The following is a 17,785-nucleotide window of genomic DNA, read 5'->3' as shown; positions in this document are numbered from 1 at the left end:
AAATTGGAAATTGGTGGCAGTTTATAGATAGTTTGGCTATTATTTCTGACAGAAAAAAATACAGACTTAATGGCACTTAATTCCTTAATGCTTTAAATTAATCTAAATTAACAAAACTTAGATTTTAAGAATTTAAAGAACCTTTCAAAAGCATCAAAATGGATTAATTCTACTTCTTCCCCAACCTCTTCATTCCCTTCACAGCATCTTTATCTGCCTCGATAACTGATATCGCATAACCACCAGCCGGAACAGACTTCAATGTCAATTTAGTCTTGCTATCTACGACACCTTTCTGAATGGAATAGGCTTGCGGATTAGTTTTGTAATTGGTCTCCGGAGTGTCGGAATAAACGGTTGCAATATACGTTTTGCCGGCATCCAGGAAGTCAAATGTGAGTTGGCTGGTGTGGCCATCATTTCCGGCTACATTACCGACAAACCAGTTGCCTTTGCCCTTGGCTTTTCTTGCGATTGTAATGAATTGGCCTGGCTCAGCTTCAAGGTATTTGGTTTCATCCCAGTCGATAGCGACGTCTTTGATAAACTGAAATGCATCAGGAAAACGCTCGTAATTTTCAGGTAAGTCGGCAGCCATTTGAAGTGGGCTGTACATCGTCACATACAAGGCAAGTTGGTTGGCTATGGTACTGTTGACCCAAGATTTATTGTTTGGATTCAGTTTTGAAATATCCATTTCGAAGATGCCCGGCGTATAATCCATCGGACCACCCAACAATCGTGTAAATGGCAGTATAGTCACATGGTTAGGTTTGCTCCCACCAAAAGCCTGATATTCCGTGCCTCTTGCAGATTCATTGCCAATGAGATTGGGCCAGGTACGGCAGATGCCTGTAGGCCGGACTGCTTCATGTGCATTGACCATAATTTTGTATTCGGCAGCTTTTTCTATGGCATATTGATAGTGATTGTTGGTCCATTGACTGTAGTGATATTCTCCAATAGGCAGGATATCACCGACATAACCGCTTTTGACCGCATTATAACCGTGTTCTTTCATAAAGGTGTATGCCGTATCAAGATATCGTTCATAATTACGCACAGAAGAAGAGGACTCATGATGCATGACCATCTTAACATTTTTGCTCTTTGCATATGCCTGTATTTCGTCTACATTAAAATCCGGATATGGCGTAACGAAATCAAATACGTGGTCTTTCGCATTGCCAAACCAATCCTCCCAACCAATATTCCATCCTTCTACCAGGACTGCATCGAAACCATTTTTGGACGCGAAATCTATGTATTTTTTTACTTTTTCAGTATTTGCGCCGTGTTTACCATGAGGCTTTAACTTTGTATAGTCTGTCACTCCCAACTTTATACTCGGAGCATCATAAGTATATGACCACTCGCTTTTGCCTGTGATCATTTCCCACCAAACGCCGATGTATTTAACAGGTTTGATCCACGAAGGATCTTTAATTTTACAAGGGTCATTGAGATTGAGCGTCATCTTTGAAGCAAGAATGTCTCGTGCATCATCACTTACCATGATGGTGCGCCATGGTGACTGACAAGGTGTCTGCATGTGTCCTTTGGTGCCGTTTGCATCCGGGGTGAGCCAGGTTTCGAAGACCATGTTTTTATCATCCAGGTTCAAGTGCATACATGCATAATTGATCAAAGCGGCTTCATGCAGATTGAGATATAATCCATCAGCTGTCTTCATCATCAGCGAAGTTTGCACTCCGGTAGGTGAAAAAGAAGTCTGTGAGGCATTTGGCGTAAAAGCCTTGGACATCTGTCCTCGTATCTCAGACAATTTTGAAGTCGTAAAATCATATTCCTGACTGTCATAATCGCCGGGAATCCAAAAGGCAGTGTGGTCTCCTGCCATCGCAAACTGTGTGTGTTCTTCCTTGATGGTAAAATACGTGAGGTTTTTCTGAAGCGGAAATTCATATCTGAATCCGACACCTTCATCAAAAGCTCTGAATCGGAGAATTATGGTTCTGTCAGTGGTGGTTTGACGAAGTGTTAGAGCCATTTCGTTATAGTGATTGCGAATGTCTTTGGTCTCTCCCCATACCGGCTGCCACGTTTCATCAAAGCTCGATTTGACTGTATTGACGATCTCAAAATTGCTCAGAAGTGAGTTTTTCTCTTTTTCTCCGTTGTCTTTTTTTACTTCCGTGCTGAATTCATTTTTTCCGACATTACCCATGAGTTCGAGACCCAAAGTACTCGTTTTGATGACGGCTTTGTTTTTATAACTTACTTCATATGATGGCACACCATTGCTAAGTAATTTAAAATTCATACTTACTTGTCCGGAAGGAGAAGATAATGTCTGACTATTTAAGGTTACAAAAAGACACAGAAGGAAAAACAGAGAAAAAACACTTTTCATTATACATTGATTTTGGAAGTTTAAAAATAACCTTTTCTATAATTGCAGGGGATTTAGTTTTTATCCATTGATAATGGAAGATGTTATCCATTATCAATGGATAACTTAAAAGCAAAGTCCGGCTTTATATAAATGAACAGTGATATTCAAGAATTAATGAAGTCGCAACTATGGTGGGTTCTGGCGTCCTTTTGAATTTCTCTTCAAAAATTAATAAACCTGAAAGGTTGGCATTTTTATAGTTTAAGGGTGATCTGGAGAACAGAACCCCGAAGGCGGTGACATTTTGATGTAAAAATTGAATCTTAATATTCGAGCAGCGCTTTAGTTTTCAGGAAGGGTGGAATATCATATTTCCATATTCCATAGTTGATTTATTTGACAGGATGATACATCTCATAGTCCGCAACCAAATCAGACAAAAGATTTAATTCTATAAACCCTTTTGAATCGTGATTTTCGATGTTATTAGAATCTTGTAAAAGCTTTTCCATTCTTTCTACAGTGGTGTTGTATTCTTGTTCGAATTGTATCATAATTGATTTAGGTTTGCAAAAATAATTCTGCAGGTATTTGGAAAAACACCTTTAATTTTTTCGCCATTTTCAGTGTGATTTCTCTGCGTCCGGACAAGATTGAAGATACATATCCTTTGCTGCCAATAACGGATTCAAGGTCTTTGTTTTTTAGACCTCGTTCCGCCATTTTTTCCTTTATGACTTCAAGAATGTCAACTTGCGGAAGCGGATAATACCGCTCATCATAATCCTTTACCAAAAGTATCAGCAACTCAAGTTCATTTCCCTCGAGCGTGTCAGGCTCCGCCTGGAAAATATCCATTAACCTTGCACTTGCTTTATTATAATCTTCTTCCGTTTTTAGGACTTTCCATTTCATAGCCTATTTATTTATCCGGAGAATACCGCTCATCAAATTTTCTTACGAGTTGGGTCTTGTCTATTCGAAAAAAATGAAAGTATTTCAATATTATCTCCTTGAATTCTGTAATACATCGTATTATATTTAAAAATAACAACTCTGTATATATCCTTAATTTCGGATTTTGGGAAAACATTTGGGTTAATTGATATTAACTGGATAGTTGATTCAATCTTAAAGGCAAGTTTTCGAAGTTCTTTGTCTGAAAAATTCTCTTTTAGATAAGTTATTGTTGCCGCAAGTTCTGCCAATGCATTGTTCGTCCAATAAATTCTATATCCAATTTTCATACAGATTTCTTACGTCAGCATGTGGCATTATTTTTCCGTCTTCAGCATCTGATATGCCTTTCTCTATTGATTCTTGCTCATTAGTTGATATAGAACTCCACCAGTCTTTGGTTTCTTCTTGTCTTAATTTTACAAGTTTTTCAATTATCGCCTTGTCCTCCAATGTTGTTAACCACTGAATAAGTTCTATTTTTTTTTCCAATATTTGAGCATTCATTTATAAAATCTATTTAATAAAGCTAAAGATACAACCTTTTTATGCTGATAAATGTTTTTGCGGCTTTGGCACTAATTTACCTACTTAAACCTCACCCCATTCTCCTTACACAACAACATCGCCAGATCCCTCCCCGTCTTGATCGCGATCGGGAGTCCACCACCGGGTTGATTCCAGTGACTGCAGAGAAACATATTATCGAGGCCGGGAACTCGTAGTTTTACAGGCGAAGGAGCTAAAAGGTTTTTGCCGGCAAGCCAGCCCTGAGTGCTGCCTTTCCAATTGCCTGTGTAACGATGGAATGTCGCAGGAGTGGAAAGATCCATAACTTCTATATCTTCCGGCAGCAAGTCAAGTTTTTTACAAACTATTGCTGCACATTTATTCAGGAATTCTGATTTCAATGCACGATAATCGGTCCGGTTTTTTTTTCGATGATCGATCCAATAATCGGCCTTAGAAGTATAAAAATTAGTTACCAAACAGGTTTTTCCGGGAGGTGCCATTGTCGGGTCGTAGCTATAATTGTGGATCTCAAATCGCTCATACACTGTTCCATCTGGCGAGACAAGATTTTCTTCCAAAGGAAAACGACTAAAATGTGATCTTCCCGTCAGATCTTTATTGACACCAAAAGAAGCCTGAATAGAGGAGAAAAATGGCTGTAACTTCTTTAGATTCTTTAGATCAAGTTGAAGTGGCGTGGCAAACTTTCCCGCCAACAATTCGAATATCGTATGGTGCCAGTCACCGGCAGAAATCAAATAATCAGATTCATAGATTACATTATTACGAACAATAATGCTGGTGACAGATTTATCATCAGTCACAACTTTCAAAACAGGCGTTTTGTAATGTATTTTTCCGCCCGTTTCCAAATACCTTTTTTCAATACGTTGCGCAAATGCAAGCGAACCGCCCATGGGATATCCGGCACTTTCGAGATCATAACTCGCCATGGGCACAGCGATGACCATAATATCGACTTCGTCGTTGTCGTAAAGTAATTGGAAAACTTCCTTAAGAAATGGGCTTTTAAGTTTGTCTGCAAACGTAAAATTGGTCTGACCCTTGTATTTCATAAAAAGAAACAACAATTCGAGATATTTCGCTCTTGCCATATTGCGCTTCAATTTATTCCACCAACCATCGTCATGGTCTATCGGAGGAAGATCAAATTTTTGCAAAGTTCTAACCAAACCTGTGAATTCTTTGATCATCTTTTCATCCTCGGGAGCCAGGTCGATCATATATTCCTCTAACTGCTCAAGATTATTGTACAGATAAAAAGAGTTTTCGCCATACTTATTGAGGTGATCTTTTACCTCCAGCTTTATGCGATATTGATGATTGACCACTACCAACTCATCCATGTCAATCACCTCCGACCACATTTGATAAAAGGCACTACCAGGGCCGGTTCCAAGTATCCAATGCGCACATCCATCAAAGGTATAATCCCCGATCTGCCAGGAAGTGCACAATCCTCCGGGAATATTGTGTTTTTCAAAGATCTGTGTCTCAAAACCATTTTTCTGCAAATAACAACCTACCGATAATCCTGCGATTCCGGCACCGATAATATTTACTGTTTTATTAATTGGCTTCCGCACGAAATCCTTTTACTCCTAAAATAATGTTGTGGAAGATTTCCCCCTTCCCCTCTTTTAGAGGGGTGGCCAAGGGCCGGGGTGTCTTTGACTTATTATTTAAAGACCTCACACCCTCTTCCTAGAAAACCTCAACGCCTTCAACATCCAAGTGGGAAGCGCCTTCTCCGGATCTCTGTCTTTCAGATTTAGATACCACCCAATCTTTTTGAGAATCGGAATTTTATGTGTTTCCACAAATTCTATTAATGTTCCATCGGGATCTTCTACATACGAAAAGTGCCCTGCAGCCGCTCCCATATCGAAGGAATCGCTGCTATCCACCGTAAATGGATATCCAAATTGCTCACACAATTGCTTCATCTCCGGCATTCCCTGGATATCAAAACATAAATGTATGTATCCAAGATCTCCCCAAAAACGTTTGGCATAAATCTTCTCCGGTTCATAATCCAGCGCTTGCACAAGTTCTATAGATGAAGCGCCTAAAAGTTTTGAAAACGGACCTTTCCGAGGACTTTCGTGTGTCAAGACCACTCTTTTGAACTTCTTTTCTCCACCAGGCATATTTTTCCACTCCGTATCCATGACTTCCGTTTCACCGGTTACCTTGTCGTATCCGAGTAAAGTCCTGTAGTACATTTTGGATTTTTCAATGTCACTCACACCAATAACCACACCGCAACATCCACCGAAGTCGCTGTCACCACCACCAAACCAGTCATCTTGTTCTACTACCTCAAAATGATTTCCATAAGGATCACGCACATAGAAATGTTGTTTGCCATTCACCGATTTTGTGATCTCAGAAAGCAGCGTTCCACCACAATCTATCATGTGAGTAAAGGCCTTTTTAATATTGGAAGTTTTGATCTTCGCCATGAAGATGCCCAAGTCGCCAAGTTGAATTTCAAACTTGGGTGCTTGTGGCGTTCTGCTTGTATATTGCCAAATCTCAAATCCCCCGCCACCACGAAGATTCATGGCGAGAATAGCGTGTCTATCATGTGGTTTACCACCAGTATAAGGTAACATCAACTTAGCCGTAGCTGCCTCCTCAAAGACAGGAATATCCATGCCGAATGCCTTATTGTACCAGTTCCATGCTTCATGAACATCCGAAACTCCGATACCTATTTGCTGAATTCCACTAATTATTGGCTTCACCCTTGTTATTTTAATATTTATAAAACAGACTTTGTGTGACTAGTTAGTAGCAGAAGACAATTTTGGAACTCCATAGATCTCATCTGCCTGTGTCTTGTAAATCCCCGCTTCGAGTTTGTCTTTGATGATGCTAAATGCTGTTAAAGTTTCATCGATGTCGGCTATCGTGTGGACAGCAGTCGGTATCAACCTCAAAATGATCATGCCTCTCGGGATGACCGGATATGCCACCATTGAACAGAATATATGATAATTCTCTCTTAGATCACGCACTAGAACCATTGCTTCTTCAATGGTTCCTTTCAGATATACAGGTGTTACACAAGAATCGGTATCGCCTATATTAAAACCTCTTTCTTTAAGGCCCGCCTGTAGATAATCTACATTAACCCATAGTTTATCTTTCAACTCAGCACTGTCGCGGATCATATCAAGACGCTTCAGGTTACCGACAACTAATGGCATAGGCATTGCTTTCGCAAATATCTGGGAACGAATATTGAATCTCAAATATTTAACTACGTGTTTATCACTTGCTATGAAAGCTCCGATGCTACCCATACTCTTCGCAAAAGTTGCAAAATAAATATCTATTTCATCCTGAACACCTTGCTCTACACCTGCACCTGCGCCATTTTTACCCAAAGTACCAAAGCCATGTGCATCGTCTACAAACATTCTGAATTGAAATTCCTTTTTCAATTCGACGATCTCTTTCAACTTGCCCTGATCTCCTCTCATGCCGAATACACCTTCAGTGATCACCAAGATGCTACCTCCTGAAACATCAGTTAGATTTTTGGCTCTTTTAAGATTGGTGCGCAGACTCTCGATATTGTTATGGTCGAAAGCAAAACGTTTGCCTAGGTGCAATCTTACTCCATCTACAATGCAAGCATGACTTTCAGAGTCATAAACTATGACGTCATGACGCGTCACCAGGCAGTCGATAGCTGAAACAACACCCTGATAACCGTAGTTAAGAAGAATTGAAGATTCTTTATCCACGAAATCCGCAAGCTCCTGCTCTAGTTGTTCATGTTGAGCCGTGTTTCCGCTCATCATGCGCGCACCCATTGGGTATGCCATGCCCCAGTCCTCAGCTGCTTTCGAATCTGCGGCTCTTACTTCAGGGTGATTGGCTAGTCCTAAATAGTTATTGATACTCCAGTTGATCACCTCATGACCATTGAATTGCATTCTTGGCCCCAGTTCACCTTCCAGTTTAGGAAACATATAATATCCATCTGCTTCTTCAGACCATTTACCTAAATGGCCTTGATCAGAAGCTTTTAATCTTTCAAATAAATCCATGTGTTATTTATATTAATCCGCAAAGGTGGTAAAAAAAGAGGAAATATGTAAAATAAAAGTGGAGAGGCATTGTAATATTAATAGTTGATTTATTAAAAGATTTCAGCTTTTAATTTAAATATCTTACCGCAACAAAATTATTTATACACTTTTAACCTCAATAATGTGAGTTTCACCCTCGGAAATAGTGCACCAAATTGCAATTGTCACAACACTACATTAAAATAAGTGTTAGACAAATTATTAAACAACTGAACAACAAAAATATTAGAAGTATGAGGATATTATTTACACTAATTTTTGCTATTTTCTTAACAACATTTTCAAGTGCTCAATATTCTATCACCGGCACAGGTGCAGGTAATACGTATACACAGGATTTTGATGCATTTAGGGGCACGGCAGCCACTTTACCAAGCAATTGGGTTGTTGCCACAGCATCTTATAACACTACTTATCCAATTGTAACTGCAGGTTCATCTACACCAAGTACTAGTCAAGCGAATGGGAATAATTGTTACGCCGGAAGGGCAAGTACCAGCAGTAGCGATTATTCAATTTTACAGAAACAAGCTACTTCAGGGTCTACTTCCTTTACATTTAGTGGGGTTAATAATACCGCTTCTATATTAGATGGATTTGTGATTGCGTGGAATGTAGAACAATTTACATTGGCTGGTAGGGCCACTACAGTGGACTTTACTTATAGAATAAATGCAGCTACCTATGGTTCTACAGGAATTACAGGAACAACGCTGTTCACTGCACCTACAGGCACAACTGCACCTGCATTTATTTTGACATCTACACCCCGGTCTATAACTATAACAGGTTTATCTATTCCCGCATCAGCTACAGTAGATTTTAGGTTTACCATTGCAAACGGAGCTGGTTCCGGCAACAATGCCCATATCGGCATCGATGACTTTACCCTCTACGCCACTTCAGCTGCAGTAATTGCCCCCTCTATTACAAGTGCATTGACAGCAAGCGGTACCTGCGGTAACCCATTTAATTATACCATCACCGCCACCAACTCACCTACGAGCTACAATGCCATTAACCTGCCGGCAGGATTAAGTGTCAATACCAGTACAGGGGCTATCACTGGTTCGCCTACTGCTACGGGCATATTCAATGTTGATATTACTGCTACCAATGCCGCAGGGTCCGATACAAAAACATTGGTATTGACCATTAATCCAACTATTTCTTTCGCGGTATCAAGTGATAACATATCTGAAAATGGAGGCAGCTATGTACTTACGCTTAATGGTTGCGGCACCGGCACTTACGGAGTAAATGTCAGCGTAACAGGTGGAACTGCTCCTTTATCGGATTATACCTTTGTTTCTCCTACCACAGTATCATTCAGCGGCAGCGGAATTCAAGTAATTAATATCCCCATCGTAAATAATGCAGTTGTAGATGGCAACAGAACCATTACGTTTGGATTAAGCAGCTTTACAGGAAGTGCTGTAGTTGGCAGCAATGCTAGCTTTAGTCTTACAATTGTAGATGATGAAATTCCGGCACCGGTTATAACACATACTGCCATTCCAAACACAACAAGTACTTCGGCGCAGGTTGGTACTGCCAGTGTGACCAATTCACCAAGTAGCGTGATAGTAACTTACCGCCGAAATGGTGGTGGATGGGGCACCGTTAATGCAACATTGGTAAGTGGTACGAATTACACCTTTACAATACCAGGGATGCCTCAAGGTAGCACCGTACAATATTATATAACCGCTACTAATAGTGGTGGAACAGATTTAAAGCCTAGCCCTACTACTTATTATTCTTATACGGTAGGTTGTGCACCACCTGCGGCTGGAACAAAAATAATAGCTTTTCAAGGATTCGAATTTCCGGAAACCGGCTATACAGGTATTTCGGTGCCAAACCAAAGTGCTACACCAACGGGGCTGCAAAACTATTTGCCACACCCTTCATTGGTTGAAATGAATTATTACTTAAGAGGAACAAATGGAGATCAGTTTCCCGCCAATAGAAACTCTTGTGGCTGCATGGCAGAAACTTTTGTAACAGGACCACCACCATCTGCCTTTTACGATAATGGAGTAAATGGTGCTTTAAATTCTGGCACCATTTGTAGAAACTTTAGTGGCAGCCAACGGGGCGTATATAAAGTAGGGTCTGGACCAAGTACAGATAATCCAACGAACGCCGGAGCAACAGGCTTTACGCGAAATGGCAGTTATGCTTATGTGCAACAATCAAGAAATGATGGCGGTGATGGTCCAATCAGTAAAATTTATTTTGATGCCATTCAAATACCTGATTATGCTAATGCCACCAACGTTAAAATAAGGGTGTATGTATCTTCGATCTCAACCAATATGAGCAGTAATAACGGTGCCGATGCAGAAGATTTTGTCAGGGCTTTTGCAAGATACGGCGCTACAGCAGCGAGTACTACTATCGTGAATGATGTGACCAGTTCTTCTGATTGGTTTAACGCAAGTAGTAATAGTCAGGTAACTACTACTGTTACCGGAACTTTATCCAACAGCGAACGCTGGGATTATTTAGGCAATATGTACAATACATCTGGCACTGTAACAGGAACGACCACCAAAAACATGATTGAACTAAGCATTCCTGCGGGTAATGAATATGTGCGATTAATGATTGATATTTTAAATGACGATGGAGCCAATAATGAACTTTGGGCAATTGATGATATACAAATAATAGCGGATTACACAACAACGGCAAGCGCAGCAACAATTACAAGCCAACCATCTGATATCGTTTGTGGATCTGGAGCAAGTAGTTTTACTGTGGCAGCTACAGGTACTGCATTGACTTACCTATGGTATTACAATGACGGTATCGCATCTCCATGGACAGCAGCTGTTGATGGTGCTAACTTTACCGGATCTACTGCTACCACATTAAATATATTGAACACGGCTACTTTCGCAGGATACAAATTTTATTGCGCAGTTACCGAAAGTGCATCTTGCACTATAAGCACCGCCACAGTTCAATTATATAAAAACCAGGTGATATTAAATAGTGCGACACTTACAGCCGTTAATAAATGTGACAACTCAGACGGTTTTACGTATTATGAAGACCCAACTCAACCGAACAAATATATTTTTGCTATAAAATGGGCTCCGGATGGTACACTAAGCACTGCCAATGCATTGACAAAAGCAGCCGCTACAGCCACTATTACCATAGACCCGGCAGGATATACTAAGCAAGAAGATGCGGTAAATAACACTGCCAACTATAGCATGAGCCGCTATTGGAATGTAAATGCAATGGGCAATTCAATTGACGAACCGGTAAATGTTCGCTTTTATTTTACCGATGCGGAATATTCAGCCATGGATGCAGATAAGATCGCTTTTATTAATGCCAACCCTTCTATGCGTTTTGATGCAGGCAAATTATGGTTTAAAACCGTTGGCGTAAACTTTGATCCTGCTACACACATTAGTGCGGCAGCCATTACAGGAAGTCCTAAACAACTTATGGGCACGACACTATTTCAAGATGGTGTTAAATATGTAGAGTTTGCCGGAGTAACTTCATTCTCAGGCGGCACGGCAGCCACTGGTGTACGTCCTATGCCAGGCTTAACAGTCTTACCTGTTCAGTTAATTACGTTTAATGGCAGAATTGGCAATGACAATACCGTTCATTTAAAATGGAAAGTAGCTTCAGAATTAAATATGCGTTCTTATATTGTTGAAAAATCGATTGACGGAAAATTATTTACCGCTTTCAAGGAAGTAACAGCACTTAATACCAGCAATGGAAATACGGATTATCAAGCGATTGATAATAATTTTACCGGTAATGCAGTGGCATATTATCGTCTACAGATGGTAAATATCGATGGTTCTGTGAGTTTCAGCAATATCATTGTATTTAAGAATGGTAAATCCGTACAACAATCCATTGAAATAGCACCGAATCCGGCCAATGATTTTATTCAAGTAAAAGGAATAGGTGCGGGTACTAATTATCAAATAACTAATGCTTTTGGTGAATTGATACTATCCGGTGTAGGAACAAGTTTAATTGAAGTAATAGATATCGGCAAATTTGAAAAAGGTATTTATTTCATAAAATCTGTTGATAAGAAGGTCAATAAGTTTGTTAAAATGTAATAGCCCATCTTAGAGGTAAAAGAAGCTACAATGGCGACTTTTGATTGATTTTAAAAAAGGCAATTCTTCACATAGGATTGCCTTTTTTTGCTTTTATACGATAAAATATTCTGTGAACAATACCCTGATAGGCTTTTCAGCGCATATTTGAGTATCGGTTAACACTTCAATAGTTTCTTTTTACCTTGTGATAAAATATAATAAGAATGCTGCTCATAGAAAGCCCTCACAATGAACGTTTTAAAAAACTGCTGAAACTCTCGACAGATAATAAGTTTCGCCGCAAAAGCAAACTTTTTATAATCGAAGGCTTGAAGGAAATTCGTGCTGCGCTGGAGCATAATTATGAATTGGAAGAGGTTTACATCGATGATAAATATAAGACTGCATTTCCGGAAAAAGAATTTGATCAGGTTTCGGTAACAATTTTGAAACATGACTTATTCTCAAGGCTGGTTTATAGGGAAGATGCCAGTTATATACTTGCAGTTTTAAAAGAACCTGTTTTAGATCTTTCTCAGATACAACTTCCGGAAAATCCACTCATCATCATCCTTGAAAATATTGAAAAACCCGGCAATCTTGGTGCGCTCTTGAGAACATGTGATGCGGTAGGTGCGGATGCGGTAATTTTAAGTCAAGACCATCATAATTTCTTTCACCCCAATGTCATCCGTTCGAGCGTGGGCACGGTATTTTCTAATCAGATAGCCTATGCAGGGGCTGAGGAAATTAAATTATGGTGCAAGGAAAATAATATCAAAGTATATGCCGCAGCATTACAAACGGATAAGTTTTATACTGACATGGATTACACCTCAGGAACAGCATTTGTGTTTGGTGCAGAGGATACTGGTTTGACAAAATTCTGGAGAGAAGCTGCAGATCGCATTATCAAGATTCCTATGTTGGGGCACAATGATTCGTTGAATGTGTCAGTGAGTGCTGCAGTGTTGTTGTATGAAGTGGTGAGGCAACGCGGACAATGATTAATGAACAATTCTGGTGCTAAACGAAAATTTTCTTCCCGATATGGGAATTTGTTTTAACTTTGTTTTGTTATGAGAATATTATCAAAATCCACCTTAAGAGATTTTTGGGAACAACATCCCGACTCAAGACCGAGTTTAGAATTTTGGTATGACGTTGTTGATGGGATTAATTTTAATAATTCTAATGAAGTGATTAGTTATTTTAATACGGCAGATGTGATAGGAAACGGGAGAATAGTGTTTAACATTTGTAGAAATAAATATAGACTGATCGTTAAATTTGAATACGAACGAAAATTTGCTTTTGTTAGATTTATAGGAAACCATAAGGCCTATGATAAAATTAAAAACATTGAAAACATTTGAAATGCAGTTAGCTGAAATAAATAAAATACAAATAAAACCAATCACGAATCAATCTGAGTTTAAGGAGGCAAACAAAATAATTGATTTGTTAATTGACGCCAATCTTATCGAGGATAAAAAAGTAAGGAAAAGGTCATTGGATATCCTTGAAGCCGTTTCAATTCTTGCAAACGAATACGAGAAAAAACATTTCCCTATTCCTAAACCCAATCCAATTGAAGCGATCAAAGAAAGAATGGAGCAACTATCACTTTCTCAAAAGGATGTTGCAGTTTATTTTGGTGGAGAAAACAGGGTTTCGGAAGTACTTTCAGGAAAACGACGTCTTACATTGAACATGATTCGGTCATTGAACAAAAACCTGAATATTTCAACAGATGTATTGATTGGAGTTTAAACTAACCCGTCGTCTCTTCTGTTTTCCTATCCAATGTAAAATAATGGATCATCGCCAACATTAAGGAAACGACCAACATAACCAGAGTCGGCAATTTTGGTTGATTAAGTAAATACTCAAACAACAAAGTTACAATAGAAAAAACCAGAAAATTCCGGGCCCAATAATTGGCAATTGGATGATTTATTAATCTATTATTTTTCTGAAACTCGTTCTTTGAAAATGGCTTTTTATTCAATAAATAGACAACTCCTACGATGGCAAACGACAGCACCAGTGCATGCAAGGTGGAATAAATTTGATCCTTGTAAAAGATTCTAATTATTAATTCCCCTATAGTTCCCGCCATGAACACTCTCGCCCAATAAATAACAAATGGTCTATTTAACATGGTAAATTAATTGTTAGTTTTTAATTATTAATTGTTACTCTCAGCGTAATTAATTGAAGTTAACAAAATTATTCAAATTATTAGACAAATTCCAATTTGAGCGCATTACCGATTGCCGATTACTAATTACCGATGGGCCTTCATTCAACCTTAAACGTTCTCCTCATATTCCTCAATAAACTCCTTATAAAAAGCAGCTGACGAAAGTACTTCTTTATTTCCCACCATGATCAACCGTTCCTTCGCCCGCGTCAATGCCACGTTCATCTTGCGGTCGATACCTTCCTTATTTTGTGAAACAATAGCTTGCAATTGTCCCGGACTCGAGACCACCATTGAGAGAATGATGATGTCTTTCGCTCCTCCCTGAAACCTTTCCACTGTATCCACTGTGATATCCAACTTGAATGGAAGTGTGTCCAAAAGGTTTGAAATGTTGACAATTTGCGCCCTGAATGGAGTGATGATGCCGATAGATGCAGCCTCCAGATTTCTGCCCGATTTAGTGTATAAATCATACAGATCCAGCAAGATATTTTTGATCAATTCTGCTTCTATATCATTCATTTTATGAAATCCAAGACTTGACTGACTCGCCGGTAAATACAAGACCCGTTTGGTTGAAAGCGCCGACATATGACCCGACTGGCCACCATCTGTTGTCTCAAGCAAATATTCTACCTCCAATTGTTTTGGTAATAAAGTCGTCAATTGTCCCTGATAAAAATGCTTAGCAGGAAAAGCCATGATGTCCTCATGCATCCTACCCTGTTGATGTAACAATCCATATGCCCAGTCCCATCCCTGGTCAACTGCCCTCAGATACAATCGCTCAAAAAGTGAATGTGACAGATCATATATTCCGGCATCATTCATCTCCTCATCTGTTACTTCCGACCATTTTTTATGTTGTGTCACCACGGCGGGCAATTGTTTATGATCACCAATCATGATGAATCGATCTACCCTTGTTAGAATCTCCAGAATCGCCGGATCCAGGATCTGGGAAGCTTCATCGATCAAGGCCCATTCAAAGGACAAAAGTTGAAACAACTCCGACTTTCCAAGTAGAGAAGACGCAGTACCGATAATGATCTTTTTGCTTTTAAGCAGATCCAACAAGTCTTTTCTATTGTGAATATCGGCAAGACATACATCCAGCAACTTATCCATATAAGCAGGATCCGTCCCAAATCTCGAGCCTATCCTAATATAAGAATCCTTATGACTACCACCCAGAGATTCGATTGCTTCACACAATTCATCCACCGCCCTATTCGTGTACGCCAGCACCAGTAATGGTTTCTCGACATTTGAAGTCAGAATATGAATCATGTTTTTGATCATAAAACTTGTCTTTCCAGTGCCCGGTGGACCCCAAAGCAGAAAATAATCCTGACAGGAAAGCGCCTTTTCGATCAGCGATCTGTGGTATGGAGCCATGTCGTATCCAAGTAATTCGATCTCTCGTTCCGGCCTGCGAGGTGGTAAGACACCCATCAACAGATCTTTTCGGAAACTATCAGCCGCTGCCCAACAAATCATGCTTTTAAATTGTCCGCCAAATCCTGAATCTATGACATCCTTTTCTATGTTCCAAAAATCGGAAGTATAAAACAAATCTGTTCTGTTCTGTTTAGCCCTTAGCCGCATGATCACTGTCTGTTCATTGTTGGCGATCAATGTGCCCTTAAATATTTGTCGGCCCTCCCACAAGAAGCTTCCTTCCTCGTCCGTCGCATACAATACGATGATATCCCCGACACGGAAATCTGCCAATATATCCGTGCGCTCCGACTTTTGTAGTGCCACCATGGTTTCTGTCTCTGTGATAGATACCTCTTGAGCTTTCAGAAATCCCAACATATTGTGGTTTTCTATTTTAGAAGTGGGATTATTAAGCCATAATGCAGCCTGCCCATTGGTATGACTATCTCTAAGAAATCCTGATTTACTGCCAAAATATTCCCGGGCGATGAAGCCGGAATAAGCTTTGAGATATTTTAATTGCAAAGGACTCAAAGTCTCAAGCGTTAAATTTAGCCTGTTCAGATCACTCGATGTAAAACCGCTCAATCCCATTTTGGATAAATGATCTGCCAGACCGAAAACACCTGTCGGATCTTCACCATTGGCATCTATGAGGCTGATTCGGTACTCTGTGGAAAGGACCTGATTGCGAACCAATAGCGCACCTAATTGCTCAGATCTCAGTGGTGGCGCGAATCTTAAGCTGTCCTGTGCCAATGCCGAATACAGGATGTATGCCTTTGTTTCCTTATCTGTTTTAAAGTCCTTTTTGACCAGAAGATCGTACAAAAGCGTTTGAATATAATGGCTGATGTTCAATCCGTATGAATTAGGACGAAAAGTTTTTCCACTTTTTAATTCAATAATTGCTCTATTTTCATCATCATCAATGAAAAGGTCAAGACGACCTTGAAATCCATATTTTGGACTACAATAACTTGGCTCTATCAAGGTTTTGGACAATTTTAATTTGTCAAATTCTCTTGCCCGAAATACAAATTGTTGTAGATTAATGAAATGAATGCCGGCCTTTTGAGCCATTTGTTTGACCTCGTCATTGCTTCGTGCAGCGAGATATAAAGGACTTATCTTGAAGATATTTGGCAATATATCATTAAAAGTAACTTCTGGATTTACGACCAATTCATCCAGGAAATAATTGGCACAAAGCCCAATGAATAAAGATTCTGAAGTTGATTTTGGTGTGAATTTCTTCAAAAAATGCAACTTCGCATTCGACCCGTCATAGCTGTAACACTCCGCCACCGCCGTCACATCTAATAGAAAATCCGGAATCAGAATGACCATTTCCGGCACATAATCCCCTTTGATAACCTTGACATTGATCAATCCGACATCGCATGGAAGATTGAAATAAGGCATTTCTTGCTTCAAATGCTCAAGTAATGACTCTTGATACATGGGATCGATGATGACCTTCTTTTCTTCGCCGGGATCATGTTCGTTGAGGCCCATGAAAAATCCTTGTTCCAATGACAATGATGACACCGAAAAGCTGATATATGGAACGAATTCCGTGTGTTGTCTTGGGGTTTTTGTATGTTTAAAAGCAAATATTTGTTCTTCCGTCAGCGCCTCACTTTTCACATTGAAAATGCTGTCACAAAGCAAACTCAAGATTCCAACCCTTACTTTTAATTGGATTCCGGAATCCATTTCCATACCTGCATTTCCTTGACTCAAGAAATTAATCCTGTAAAAATGAAATGCCTGCACCAACCGTCCTTCCAACTTCAAATGACTGGAGACAAAGGCCACCTGAGAAAAAATGGTGTTGAACGGGATCTTAAAAGCATCCGTCACGAAGCTCATGAGGTTTTTGTAGAGCGCATCTAATGCGGCATTTTTTTGATTAAAATCGATGTCGCCATCTCCATAAATATTGGTGATGTATTGTTCGATGGAATCATGTGAAAATTGGTCATTCATAGTTGTGAAATTAGGGGTTTTATTTGAAATAATTGATTTTGTGTTAGGGTTAGTTAGGGTTGATTAGGGTTGGCCTTTCGACCAACCCTGGAGG

General features: G+C 39.6%; 14 protein-coding genes. 4 read left to right on the top strand and 10 right to left on the bottom strand.

Annotated features, from left to right (window positions below):
* Nucleotides 1-169: 169 nt before the first annotated feature.
* The 8 genes from IPI15_RS06700 to IPI15_RS06665 all read right to left on the bottom strand — a co-directional run bounded on the left by IPI15_RS06700 (nucleotide 170) and on the right by IPI15_RS06665 (nucleotide 7,911).
* Entirely contained in the window at nucleotides 170-2,374 is a 2,205-nt protein-coding gene (locus IPI15_RS06700; RefSeq protein ID WP_287404465.1) for a glycoside hydrolase family 97 protein, read from the bottom strand.
* Between the two features lie 374 nt (nucleotides 2,375-2,748).
* Nucleotides 2,749-2,910 (bottom strand): hypothetical protein, encoded by a 162-nt coding sequence (locus tag IPI15_RS06695; RefSeq protein ID WP_287404467.1) that lies wholly within the window; start codon nucleotides 2,908-2,910, stop codon nucleotides 2,749-2,751.
* A gap of 7 nt (nucleotides 2,911-2,917) precedes the next feature.
* Nucleotides 2,918-3,271: a helix-turn-helix domain-containing protein gene (locus tag IPI15_RS06690; protein ID WP_287404468.1), complete on the bottom strand. Its 354-nt coding sequence runs from the start codon at nucleotides 3,269-3,271 to the stop codon at nucleotides 2,918-2,920.
* 32 nt (nucleotides 3,272-3,303) lie between these two features.
* Nucleotides 3,304-3,603: a type II toxin-antitoxin system RelE/ParE family toxin gene (locus tag IPI15_RS06685; protein ID WP_287404470.1), complete on the bottom strand. Its 300-nt coding sequence runs from the start codon at nucleotides 3,601-3,603 to the stop codon at nucleotides 3,304-3,306.
* Nucleotides 3,587-3,820: a hypothetical protein gene (locus IPI15_RS06680; protein ID WP_287404472.1), complete on the bottom strand. Its 234-nt coding sequence runs from the start codon at nucleotides 3,818-3,820 to the stop codon at nucleotides 3,587-3,589. Before IPI15_RS06680 ends, IPI15_RS06685 begins: the two co-directional genes overlap by 17 nt.
* Nucleotides 3,821-3,900: 80 nt before the next feature.
* Nucleotides 3,901-5,433, bottom strand: a complete 1,533-nt coding sequence (locus IPI15_RS06675) for a phytoene desaturase family protein (RefSeq protein ID WP_287419634.1) — start codon at nucleotides 5,431-5,433, stop codon at nucleotides 3,901-3,903.
* Nucleotides 5,434-5,538: 105 nt separating this feature from the next.
* Nucleotides 5,539-6,597 carry a VOC family protein gene (locus IPI15_RS06670; RefSeq protein ID WP_287404475.1) on the bottom strand — a complete coding sequence of 353 codons (1,059 nt, stop codon included), beginning with the start codon at nucleotides 6,595-6,597 and terminating at the stop codon, nucleotides 5,539-5,541.
* Between the two features lie 39 nt (nucleotides 6,598-6,636).
* Nucleotides 6,637-7,911: an aminotransferase class I/II-fold pyridoxal phosphate-dependent enzyme gene (locus tag IPI15_RS06665; protein ID WP_287404476.1), complete on the bottom strand. Its 1,275-nt coding sequence runs from the start codon at nucleotides 7,909-7,911 to the stop codon at nucleotides 6,637-6,639.
* A gap of 275 nt (nucleotides 7,912-8,186) precedes the next feature.
* Between IPI15_RS06665 and IPI15_RS06660 the strand changes: the two genes are divergently transcribed.
* From IPI15_RS06660 to IPI15_RS06645, 4 genes are all read left to right on the top strand, one after another.
* Nucleotides 8,187-12,065, top strand: a complete 3,879-nt coding sequence (locus IPI15_RS06660) for a putative Ig domain-containing protein (RefSeq protein ID WP_287419633.1) — start codon at nucleotides 8,187-8,189, stop codon at nucleotides 12,063-12,065.
* Between the two features lie 206 nt (nucleotides 12,066-12,271).
* Nucleotides 12,272-13,054, top strand: coding sequence for a TrmH family RNA methyltransferase (locus tag IPI15_RS06655; RefSeq protein ID WP_287404479.1), 783 nt, complete (start codon nucleotides 12,272-12,274; stop codon nucleotides 13,052-13,054).
* A gap of 72 nt (nucleotides 13,055-13,126) precedes the next feature.
* Complete coding sequence (locus IPI15_RS06650; protein ID WP_287404481.1) at nucleotides 13,127-13,423, top strand: type II toxin-antitoxin system HigB family toxin; 297 nt, start codon at nucleotides 13,127-13,129, stop codon at nucleotides 13,421-13,423.
* Nucleotides 13,410-13,820 (top strand): helix-turn-helix domain-containing protein, encoded by a 411-nt coding sequence (locus IPI15_RS06645; protein ID WP_287404483.1) that lies wholly within the window; start codon nucleotides 13,410-13,412, stop codon nucleotides 13,818-13,820. The genes IPI15_RS06650 and IPI15_RS06645 overlap by 14 nt, the downstream gene beginning before the upstream one ends.
* A gap of 1 nt (nucleotide 13,821) precedes the next feature.
* Here the strand turns inward: IPI15_RS06645 and IPI15_RS06640 are convergent, their stop codons facing one another.
* Nucleotides 13,822-14,211 (bottom strand): hypothetical protein, encoded by a 390-nt coding sequence (locus tag IPI15_RS06640; protein ID WP_287404485.1) that lies wholly within the window; start codon nucleotides 14,209-14,211, stop codon nucleotides 13,822-13,824.
* Nucleotides 14,212-14,361: 150 nt separating this feature from the next.
* Entirely contained in the window at nucleotides 14,362-17,691 is a 3,330-nt protein-coding gene (locus IPI15_RS06635; protein WP_287419630.1) for an AAA domain-containing protein, read from the bottom strand.
* Nucleotides 17,692-17,785: the final 94 nt, after the last annotated feature.

This window comes from Candidatus Brachybacter algidus (genome assembly GCF_016707225.1).
GTDB classification, from domain to species: Bacteria; Bacteroidota; Bacteroidia; order Chitinophagales; family Saprospiraceae; genus Parvibacillus; species Parvibacillus algidus.
Note: the sequence above shows the minus strand (reverse complement) of the source record. Positions and strands in the feature narration are given on the sequence as shown.